Source organism: Pseudomonas graminis, assembly GCF_900111735.1.
GTDB classification, from domain to species: Bacteria; Pseudomonadota; Gammaproteobacteria; order Pseudomonadales; family Pseudomonadaceae; genus Aquipseudomonas; species Aquipseudomonas graminis.
The window spans coordinates 61831-72159 of record NZ_FOHW01000028.1; the positions used below are offsets into that span (position 1 = coordinate 61831).

The window sequence follows — 10329 nt, forward strand, 5'->3', positions numbered from 1 at the left end:
ACAGCGTTCAGCCGTTGGTGGTTTTTGTTCCTGCAGTCGCCCGATTCGTGGCCTAAAATCCCTGAAAGCGCGCGCCCGATGCGCGCTTTCATGCTCTTTAATACGAGAACACGAGACTCAGCCGAATGACCCTGAAGACCATCGAAGGTACCTTCATCGCCCCCCAAGGTCGCTATGCCCTGGTGGTTGGCCGCTTCAACAGCTTCGTCGTCGAAAGCCTCGTCAGCGGCGCCGTTGATGCCCTGGTTCGCCATGGCGTGAGCGAAAGCGACATCACCATCATTCGCGCACCGGGCGCGTTCGAAATCCCGCTGGTTGTGCAGAAGGTCGCTCAACGCAGCGAATTCGCCGCCATCATCGCCCTGGGCGCCGTCATTCGTGGCGGCACCCCGCACTTCGAATACGTCGCTGGCGAATGCACCAAGGGCCTGTCCCAGGTGTCCATGGAATTCGGCGTGCCGGTCGCTTTCGGCGTACTGACTGTCGATTCCATCGAACAGGCGATCGAGCGTTCCGGCACCAAGGCCGGTAACAAAGGCGCTGAAGCTGCGCTGTCCGCCATTGAGATGGTCAGCCTGTTGGCGCAGTTGGAGGCCAAGTGATTAACGACGAAAGCGATCAGTTCAATCCGCGTGATCCACGTGCGGCAGACGCTGGCAAGCCATCCAAAAGCGAAAAGCGCCGTGCGGCTCGCCAGATGGCGATGCAGGCCCTGTACCAGCGCCACATGGCGGGTCAGTCGCTGAACGAAATCGAAGCACAGTTTCGCGTCGACAACGACTTCACCTCTGTCGATGCCAGCTATTTCCACGACATCCTTCACGGTGTCCCGGCCAATCAGGACAAGATCGACGCTGCACTGGCGCCTTGTCTGGACCTGACCATCGAAGAGCTGGACCCGGTTGAACTGGCGGTATTGCGCCTGTCGACCTGGGAACTGCTCGAGCGCATCGACGTGCCGTATCGTGTGGTCATCAACGAAGGCATCGAGCTGGCGAAAGTCTACGGTTCGACCGACGGCCACAAGTTCGTCAACGGCGTGCTCGACAAGCTGGCTCCGCGTCTGCGCGAAGTCGAAGTGAAGGCGCACAAGCGCTGAGGCTTCTGGGTTTCTCCAGAACCTGAGCGTCTCCGGCATGGGCGAGTTCGAGCTGATCCGCAATTACTTTGCCGCTGCGCCCTGCGCGCAGCCCGGCGAAGGCGTTGCACTGGGCATCGGCGACGACTGCGCCCTGTTGTCGGTGGCCGCTGGCGAGCAACTCGCCGTCTCCACTGACACGCTGGTCGCCGGGGTGCATTTCCCCGACGTCTGCGATCCTTTCCTGCTCGGCCAGCGCGCACTCGGCGTCTCGGCCAGCGACCTGGCCGCCATGGGCGCCAGTCCCCTCGCATTTACCCTTGCCCTGACCCTGCCGCAGGTTTCCGCCGACTGGCTGGAAGCATTCGCTCGCGGTTTGAATACGATGGCCCAGAGCTGCGGCCTGCGCCTGATCGGCGGCGACACGACGCGCGGTCCTTTGAGCCTGACCCTCACGGTCTTCGGCACCGTCCCGACCGGGCAGGCGTTGACTCGAAGCGGCGCGCGGCCTGGCGATGTGTTGTGCGTGGGCGGTCCGCTGGGTGACGCGGCCGGGGCGCTGCCGTTGGTGTTGAACCAGCGCAGCACCGAGGCGTCTACCACTCAGGCCTTGCTGGCGCGTTACTGGTCGCCGCAGCCACAGTTCGAGCTGGGCATCGCGTTGCGCGGCAAGGCCAGCGCGGCGCTGGACATCTCCGACGGACTGCTCGCCGATGGCGGACACATCGCCACGGCATCGGGCGTACGCTTGCTCGTTGAACGCGACAAAGTGCCGATGTCCGACGCGCTGCTGAGTTTTTTCGGGCCTGACGCGGCGTTGGACGCCGCGCTCAGTGGGGGCGACGACTACAGACTGGCTTTCACGTTGCCGCCCTCATGGCTGGCTGAACTACAGGCTTCCGGATTGCCTGTTTTCGTTCTGGGTCGAGTGGTCGAAGGTCACGGCGTGGCGCTGATTGACGCACTTGGGCAGGACGTCACCCCGTTGACTCGGGGCTATCAACATTTTCAGGAGACACGGTGACAGATCATCCTAATCAGGTCCCGGCGGAAAACGTTCCACCGTCGGTATGGACCAATCCGTGGCATTTCCTGGCCTTCGGTTTCGGCTCCGGCACACTCCCCAAAGCGCCCGGCACCTGGGGCTCGATGGTCGCCGTGCCGTTTATTCCGCTGTGGCAAATGCTGCCGGACTGGGGCTATTGGCTGATGCTCGGCCTGACCATGCTGTTCGGCTTCTGGCTGTGCGGCAAGGTGGCCGACGACCTGCGCGTCCACGACCACGAAGGCATCGTCTGGGACGAAATGGTCGGCATGTGGATCACCTTGTGGCTGGTGCCCGAGGGTTGGGTCTGGCTGCTGGTAGGTTTTCTGGTATTCCGCTTTTTCGACATCCTCAAGCCCTGGCCCATCCACTGGATCGACAAGCACGTGCACGGCGGCGTCGGCATCATGCTCGATGATGTCCTGGCCGGTGTGTTCGCATGGCTGGCCATGCAAGGGCTGGTCTGGCTGTGGGCCGTGATGTAGGGGCTGCGCCCATGAGGCGCTCAGGTGTGGGATGGCTTCTGGGTCTGGCGTTGTCAATGACGACTGTCTGGGCGAGTGCCGCTGCGGCAGGCCCTGCATCGTTACCCGGCAAACCCTCTGACATCCTGCTGGTGAGCGAGCACTGGATTGGCTACACAGAAACAGACGGCACGGGGCTGGGTTGGGACCTGATGCGCGAGATCTTCGAGCCCGCCGGGGTCAAGGTCGAGCAGCGCATCGAGCCGTATACGCGCGCAGTCGGGCTGGTGCAGCGCGGCGAGGCCGATGCCTGGATTGCCGCCTACAAGGATGAGGTCGGGGGCACGCTTTATTCGAAGTGGCACTACGACAATGACGAGATCTACACGCTGAGTCTGGCGTCGAATCCGCTCCCTTCTCTGCAGACGCTGGGCAAACATCGCCTGGCCTGGGCGCGCGGCTACGAGTTTCAGCACTATCTGCCTAACGTGATGCACTTCAATGAAGTCGCCCGGCGCGATCACATTCTGCCGATGCTCGAATACGGGCGCGCGGACCTGTACATCGATGCCAAGCCGGAGATGGACTTCATCCTCGCCCAAAGCAATGATCCCCAACGCTATCGCCTGACCTACCTCACCGTCATCCCTTTGTACCTGAGCTTCGCAGACACCCCGCGAGGGCACGCGCTGCGGGATCTGTTCGACGTTCGGATGGGTGATCTGGTGGGCAGCGGCAAGCTGCGACCGATCTTTGCACGCTGGAAACATCCGTATCCGTTCGACACAGACGGTCGTCAATCCGGTACCGGCGCTGCCCACTGATCAAACGTGTTGATCTGATTGGCCAACAATTCAGCCTAAGCGTCTGTCGGAACCTGCTGTTACAATGTTGCGAATTTCCAGCCCTCATACAGATCAGGAGCACCCGGTGCCCGTCGTATTTGTCGCGGCTTCCAAGCTGCCTACCCCTTTTGCCACTTTCAAGATGAACGGCTTTCTCGAGCAGGAAAACGGTCGCGAACATGTCGTGCTGACCCTCGGCGATGTGTCAGATGGCGCCCCGGTGCTCGGCCGTGTGCATTCCGAATGCCTGACCGGTGATGCGCTGTTCAGTCAGCGCTGCGATTGCGGTTCCCAGCTTGAAGCGGCGTTGCGCGCCATCGCTGCCGAGGGCCGTGGCGTGCTGTTGTACCTGCGCCAGGAAGGCCGCGGCATAGGCCTGATGAACAAGATCCGCGCGTATGAATTGCAGGATGGCGGTGCCGACACCGTTGAGGCGAACGAGCGGCTGGGCTTCGCCGCTGACCAGCGCGATTACGGCATTTGCCTGCCGATGCTGGAGCACTTGGGCATCAAGTCCCTGCGTTTGATGACCAATAATCCGCGCAAGGTCAAAGCGCTTACCGACATGGGCATCACCGTCGCCGAGCGCGTGCCGCTGCACACGGGCCACAATCCGCATAACAAGCTGTATCTGGCGACCAAGGCCGGCAAGCTGGGCCACATGATGGGCAACGAGCATCAAAGCGAAGTCGACCCGGCGTGATACCTGTCCGCCTGCGCTGTGGTCGGGCGCAGGCTGGACGCGGTTGATGCGCCCGCTGACTGCCTGCCTGTTGTTGCTGATCGCCTTTCAGGCCGACGCTGCCCAGCGGGTAGTCAGCCTCGCTCCCTCTCTGACTGAAGTCGTTATCGAACTGGATGCCGCCGATCTGCTGGTCGGCGTGCTCGACGGCGGCCCGCGCCCGGACAAGGTAGCGGGCCTGCCTTCGGTGGGTCGATACGGCCAGCTCGACATCGAGGGTTTGCTCAGTTTGCAGCCGGATCTTCTGCTGCTCTGGCCTGGCAGCGTCAGCGTGGCCCAGCGCGATCAACTGAAGCGCCTGAACATTCCCACCTACACCGCCGAGCCCCACACGCTGAACGAGCTGGCTGACCAGATTGAGCAGATGGGCGAGCGCCTTGGCCGTGCGGATCGTGGGCGTCAAGTCGCGGCAGATTTTCGTCAGCGATTGGCCGCGTTGCGTGAGCGGTATCGACGCGATGTCCCGTTGAAAGTCTTTTACCAAGTGTGGGATCAGCCGCTTTACACCGTAGGCGGCGGTCAGATCATCAGTGATGCACTGACCCTCTGCGGCGCACGCAACGTCTTTGATGACCTCAAACTGCCGGCGCCGCAGGTCAGTCTCGAGTCAGTCCTGCAGCGCGACCCGGACGTGATTCTGGCCAGCGATGCTGCATTGCTGTCGGGATGGAACGCCTGGTCACAGTTGAAGGCTGTGAAGGCCGGTCGCCTGATTGCCGTGCCCGACAAAGGCCTTGAGCGAGCCAGCGGGCAGATGGTGAGCGCGTTGCAGAAGGTGTGCAGCTTAATAGCGCCAGAGCGCTAGATCAGGCAGGCTGCAACTCTACAGCTCCGGCGTCCAGGTCACGCCAAACATCCACGTTCGACCTTCTTCACGATAGCCGTAATTACTGCCATCAAAGCTGTACAGCGTTCGGCTATAGCGCTTGTCCAGGGCGTTATCCAGCTTGAACTCGAGCCTTACTTCGTCGCTGGCTTTCCAGCTGCTGCGCAACCCGAACAAGGAGTAGCCGCCAATGTGTTGGGTGTTGGCCTCGTCGTTGTAACTGTCACTGACAGCCTGCCAACTGGCGCCGACGCCGAGGCGATCGAACTGCCGGTCGAGATCGAGGTTCAGGGTGCGGCGTGCGCGACGGTTAAGCGTATGGCCGGTGTCTCGATCACGCGGGTCGATGACCGACGCGCCCAGCTTGCCGGTCCAGCCGAACAACTGCTGTTCAAGGGATGCTTCGACACCATTGATCCGCGCCGAGCCGATATTTTCAGGGCGGAAGTCACTGTCGAGGGCGATGGCGTCCTGAAGGTCAGTGCGATAGAGCGAGGCTTCAAGACGAGCCGTGTCGCTCAGGCGACTGCGCCATTGCAGCTCGTAGGTTTTTGAATGCTCGGGCTTGAGGTTCGGGTTGCTGAAGTCCGGGTAATACAGATCGTTGAACGTCGGCGCGCGGAAGCCTTCGCTGTAGGAAAGCAGCACATCGTTGGCGTCATTGAGCGGAACGGTGAGCGTGCCACTCCAGGTGTTCTGGCTACCGAACTGCTCATTCTGATCGTGGCGCAAGCCCAGTTCGGTCGAGAAGTGCTCGCCTTTGAAGCGATGCTGAACGAACGCCGCGCGGTTCCAGCGGCTGTCCTCGTCGAACGCTGTGCTGCTGTTGACGCGGTCTTCGTACCAGTCGCCGCCCAGCATCAGGCTGTTGCGGTCGTCCAGCGTCAGGTCGTTCTGCCAATTGACCGAGTCGCGGTAGGTGTTGAACACGTAGTGATCGTCGCTCAGCTTATCCAGCGTCTTCTCGCGGTTCTCGCTGTGGCCCAGCTCCAGACGGGTTTTCCAGGTCTGGTTGATGCGGGCGTCGACGTAGGTGCCGAGGCTGCTCAGGTCAAACTTGCTGTATTGCTGCTGCCCCACCGTGTTGAACGTGACCGGGTCGAACAGACCGAACGGGTTGTCGAACTCGGTCTTGCCCCGGTTATCCAGCGCGTTGAAGCCCACTTCCACGTCGTCGTTGAGCCAGTGGCTGAGGTTCAGGCTCAGGGATTTATTGCGGTAGGCGTCGTGGTCGTCATCACTGGCGAAGGACGGACCGGTGCGGTCGATGCCTGCTGTTTCATCCAGACTGGTGCTGAGGTTGAAATGCGTCTGCTGATCGCCGCCCGACAGGCCGAGGCTCTGCTGCTGCGTGCCGCGATTACCGAAACCCGTGTGCAGCCGAGCTTGCAGCCCTTGTTCGGCACCCCGTCGCGTGAAGATCTGGATCACGCCGCCAATGGCGTCTGCGCCGTAGATGACCGAACGTGAACCGCGCAGCACTTCCACGCGCTCAATCTGCTCGACGTCGAGGTATTGCAGATTACTGTCCGCAGACGTCGAATTGGCAATGCGCTGGCCATCGACCAACACCAGGCTCTGCGCGGCCTTGGTTCCGCGAATGAAAATCCCCGGCAAACTGCCTCGACCGCCGCTGGGCGCGACTTGCACGCCGGGCACACGACTCAGCAGGTCAGTGACGCTGCCCGGCTGCAGCCGCTCGATGTCGGCGCGGGTGAACACGGTGTTCGCTGCGGTGCTGGCGTCCCGCTGCTCGACCTGGCGATTGGCGCTGATCAGCACGCTGTCCAGCTTCAAGGCGCTTTCGCGATCAGGCTGATCGGCAAAGGCCTGCGTGGCGGGAATGAGGGAGAAGGCGAGGGCGAAGCGAGAAAGGGTCATTTGATTGATCGCATAACTTGCAGGCGTGACCGGGGTGGACTGCCACCTCAGTCAAGCCTGCAAGTGGTTACATCTTCAGCAGGCGCTGGTTGATCGACGCTTCAATCCCGGCAGCATCCAGACCGCACTCAGTCAGCATCTGCGCCGGCTTGGCGTGTTCGACATAAACATCGGGCAGGCCAAGGTGCAGCACCGACTTGAGAATGTTCTCCCGCGCCAGGAACTCGCTGACTGCCGCACCCGCGCCGCCCATGATGGCGTTTTCTTCGATCGTCACGAGCAAGTCGTGGCTGGCGGCCATCTCGCGCACCAGTGCCTCGTCCAGCGGTTTGACGAAGCGCATGTCGACCACGGTCGCATCGAGTTTCTCCGCCACGATCAGTGCTTCGGTCAACTGCACACCGAACACCAGCATGGCGACTTTGCTGCCTTGACGGCGCACCACACCCTTACCGATTTCCAGCGGTTCGAGACTGCTCTCGATCACGGCATTGGGGCCGTTGCCCCGCGGGTAACGCACGGCGGCGGGGCCTTTGAACAGGTGGCCGGTGGTAAGCATCTTGCGCAGCTCGTTTTCATCGCTCGGCGTCATGACCAGCATGCCGGGGATGCAACGCAGGTACGACAGATCGAAACTGCCGGCGTGGGTCGGGCCGTCTTCGCCCACCAGCCCAGCGCGGTCGATGGCGAACAGCACGTCCAGATTCTGCACGGCGACGTCGTGAATCAGCTGGTCGTAACCGCGCTGAAGGAACGTCGAATAAATCGCCACAACCGGCTTGGCGCCTTCGCAGGCCATGCCTGCTGCCAGCGTCACTGCGTGCTGCTCGGCGATGGCGACGTCGAAATAGCGCTCCGGGAAACGTTCGCTGAACGCGACCAGATCCGAACCTTCTTTCATGGCAGGCGTGATACCGACCAGACGCTCATCCGCTTCGGCCATGTCGCACAGCCACTGGCCGAACACGCCGGAATACTTGGGGCCGCCGGCTTTTTTAGGGACGACGGGCGCGTTCAGCGGGTCAAGCTTGGTGATGGCGTGATAGCCGATCGGATCGACCTCGGCCGGCGCGAAACCTTTGCCCTTCTTGGTGACCACGTGCAGGAACTGCGGACCCTTGAGGTCGCGCATGTTACGCAGGGTGGCGATCAGGATAGGCAGGTCGTGGCCGTCGATCGGGCCGATGTAGTTCCAGCCGAGTTCTTCGAACAGCGTGCCGGGCACCAACATGCCTTTGGCGTATTCCTCGGTGCGGCGGGCGATTTCCCAGGCACCGGGCAGGCGCGACAGCACTTTCTTGCTGCCTTCGCGCATGCTTGCGTACGTGCGGCTTGAAAGGATTTTCGCCAGGTAGTTCGACAGCCCGCCAACGTTGCGCGAGATCGACATGTCGTTGTCGTTGAGGATCACCAGCATGTCAGCGTTGACTTCAGGCGCGTGATTCAGCGCCTCGAAGGCCATGCCGGCGGTCAGTGCACCGTCGCCGATGACGGCAATGGACTTGCGCTCGCTGCCTTGCAGGCGGGAGGCGACCGCCATGCCCAGCGCGGCGCTGATGGAGGTACTCGAGTGACCGACGCCAAAAGTGTCGTATTCACTCTCGCTGCGACGCGGGAATGCCGCCACACCGCCTTTCTGGCGCAGGGTCGACATTTGTTCGCGACGACCCGTGAGGATCTTGTGCGGGTACGCCTGATGACCGACGTCCCAGACCAGCCGGTCGTCGGGGGTATCGAAGACGTAGTGCAAGGCCACGGTCAGTTCGATGACGCCGAGGCCGGCGCCGAAATGGCCGCCGGTCTGGCCAACGGTGTAAAGCAGCTCCAGGCGCAGTTCATCCGCCAGGGCTTCAAGCTCTGCTTCACCTAAGCGGCGCAGGCCGTCCGGCGTCACTGCCTTGTCGAGCAGAGGCGTGGACGGGCGCTCGCGGGGAATCTCTTTGAACGTCGTGGGCATCAGGCGAATCGTTATAAGTAAAAGAAGCGGCAGTTTACCTGATGCGTTGCCGGCTGCGCACGATGTGCAGCAATGCGATGCTCAGGGGAAACGATTGCCGGGGAAATCGGGCGCCTGCAGCGCGAGGCTGCTTGCGCCCGATAAGTGCTATGACCTGCGCAGGGTTGTGGGGTTCGACTAGCTGCGGCGTTCGACGATATAACGCGCCAACGCGCGCAAGGGCTCCGCGGTCTCATCAAACGGTTGCAGCGCCACAAGGGCCTGATCACGCAGTTCAAGTGCGTAATGCTTGGCTTCTTCCAGGCCCAGCAGCGCGGGGTAGGTCGGCTTGTCGCGGGCAATATCGGCGCCCTGGCGTTTGCCCAGCGTGGCGGTATCGCTTTCGACGTCGAGAATGTCGTCCTGCACCTGAAAGGCCAAGCCGATGGCGCGGGCGTAGATCTGCAGCGAGTCGAATTGAACCTGTGTCGCGTTGCCGCTGGCCAGGGCGCCGAGCCTGACGCTGGCTTCGATCAGAGCGCCGGTCTTGTGCCGGTGCATGAATTCCAGCGCTGTCTGGTCGAGCTTGAGTCCGACCGAGCCCAGATCGATGGCTTGTCCGCCGACCATGCCGGCAGGGCCGGATGCACGGGCGAGGGTGGCGACCATCTTCAGCCGGGTGTCGGGGTCCTGCGGCGTCAGTGCGTTATCGCTCAGCACGCTGAAGGCGAGGGTCTGCAGACCGTCGCCGGCGAGAATCGCGCAGGCTTCGTCAAAGGCCTTGTGGGTGGTGGGCAGGCCGCGACGCAAATCGTCGTCGTCCATGGCCGGCAGGTCGTCGTGTACCAGCGAATACGCGTGGATCAATTCGACGGCGCAGGCCGCTCCGTTGGCGTGCTCAGCGTTGCCGCCCAAGGCTTCGCAGGCGGCATAGACCAGCAGCGGGCGCACGCGCTTGCCGCCATTGGTGACGCTGTAGCGCATGGCGGCGTACAGGCGGGTTAATTCAGGGGCGGGCGCATCGAACAGCGTCTCCAGCGCCGCATTGACGCGGGCCTGGCTGAGTGCCTGATACGCCGCGATCATTCCGGCTGTTCCGCGTCGAACGGCTCTTCGGCCAGTTCGCCATCGCGCTCCAGCAAGACCTGCACTTTTTGCTCGGCCTGGGCCAGCGCGCTCTGGCACTCGCGGGTCAGGCGGATGCCTTGTTCGAAGGCGGTCAGTGAGTCTTCCAGCGACAGCTCACCGTTCTCCAGACGCTCGACGAGCGTTTGCAAATCCGTGAGTGACTGTTCGAAATCCAGTGCAGCTTTCTTGCGGGCCATGGCGGCTATCCCGGTAGACGTTAAACCGGCGCGACACTAGCAGAGCGCACGCATCGGGGCAAATGAGAAGGGTGAGGCGGCTGAAGCCTTGCTGCCGCTGCGCGCCAGATCGCGGGACAAGCCACGCTCCTACGGATCGGTGCACGGCGCAGATTTCGGGTGTTAACGCTAATCCAGTGTAGGAGTG

The 10329-nt window shown here is 62.3% G+C and carries 11 protein-coding genes; 7 read left to right on the forward strand and 4 right to left on the reverse strand.

Going from position 1 to position 10329, the window contains the following annotated elements; all coding sequences use genetic code 11:
- The first annotated feature begins 125 nt into the window (after positions 1–125).
- The 7 genes from ribH (at position 126) to BMY98_RS19365 (ending at position 4979) form a co-directional block, all read left to right on the forward strand.
- A complete protein-coding gene (ribH, locus tag BMY98_RS19335; RefSeq protein WP_037017809.1) occupies positions 126–602 on the forward strand; it encodes a 6,7-dimethyl-8-ribityllumazine synthase in 477 nt (158 codons plus the stop codon).
- Positions 599–1099: a transcription antitermination factor NusB gene (nusB, locus tag BMY98_RS19340; protein ID WP_065988429.1), complete on the forward strand. Its 501-nt coding sequence runs from the start codon at positions 599–601 to the stop codon at positions 1097–1099. The genes ribH and nusB overlap by 4 nt, the downstream gene beginning before the upstream one ends.
- A gap of 37 nt (positions 1100–1136) precedes the next feature.
- On the forward strand, positions 1137–2102 hold the full coding sequence (gene thiL / locus BMY98_RS19345; RefSeq protein ID WP_074891803.1) for a thiamine-phosphate kinase: 966 nt from the start codon (positions 1137–1139) through the stop codon (positions 2100–2102).
- On the forward strand, positions 2099–2608 hold the full coding sequence (locus BMY98_RS19350; RefSeq protein ID WP_065988427.1) for a phosphatidylglycerophosphatase A family protein: 510 nt from the start codon (positions 2099–2101) through the stop codon (positions 2606–2608). Before thiL ends, BMY98_RS19350 begins: the two co-directional genes overlap by 4 nt.
- Before the next feature lie 56 nt (positions 2609–2664).
- A complete protein-coding gene (locus BMY98_RS19355) occupies positions 2665–3411 on the forward strand; it encodes a substrate-binding periplasmic protein (protein WP_245760095.1) in 747 nt (248 codons plus the stop codon).
- 106 nt (positions 3412–3517) lie between these two features.
- On the forward strand, positions 3518–4135 hold the full coding sequence (gene ribA, locus BMY98_RS19360) for a GTP cyclohydrolase II (protein WP_074891807.1): 618 nt from the start codon (positions 3518–3520) through the stop codon (positions 4133–4135).
- Between the two features lie 46 nt (positions 4136–4181).
- A complete protein-coding gene (locus BMY98_RS19365) occupies positions 4182–4979 on the forward strand; it encodes a cobalamin-binding protein (protein WP_074891809.1) in 798 nt (265 codons plus the stop codon).
- Positions 4980–4997: 18 nt separating this feature from the next.
- Here BMY98_RS19365 and BMY98_RS19370 read toward each other — a convergent pair whose 3' ends face one another.
- The 4 genes from BMY98_RS19370 to BMY98_RS19385 form a co-directional block, all read right to left on the reverse strand.
- Entirely contained in the window at positions 4998–6881 is a 1884-nt protein-coding gene (locus BMY98_RS19370; protein ID WP_074891811.1) for a TonB-dependent receptor domain-containing protein, read from the reverse strand.
- A 67-nt stretch (positions 6882–6948) separates the two neighbouring features.
- Positions 6949–8838, reverse strand: coding sequence for a 1-deoxy-D-xylulose-5-phosphate synthase (dxs, locus tag BMY98_RS19375; RefSeq protein ID WP_074891813.1), 1890 nt, complete (start codon positions 8836–8838; stop codon positions 6949–6951).
- Between the two features lie 177 nt (positions 8839–9015).
- Positions 9016–9903: a (2E,6E)-farnesyl diphosphate synthase gene (gene ispA, locus BMY98_RS19380; RefSeq protein ID WP_074891815.1), complete on the reverse strand. Its 888-nt coding sequence runs from the start codon at positions 9901–9903 to the stop codon at positions 9016–9018.
- Positions 9900–10142, reverse strand: a complete 243-nt coding sequence (locus BMY98_RS19385) for an exodeoxyribonuclease VII small subunit (RefSeq protein WP_062384761.1) — start codon at positions 10140–10142, stop codon at positions 9900–9902. Before BMY98_RS19385 ends, ispA begins: the two co-directional genes overlap by 4 nt.
- Positions 10143–10329 lie beyond the last annotated feature (187 nt).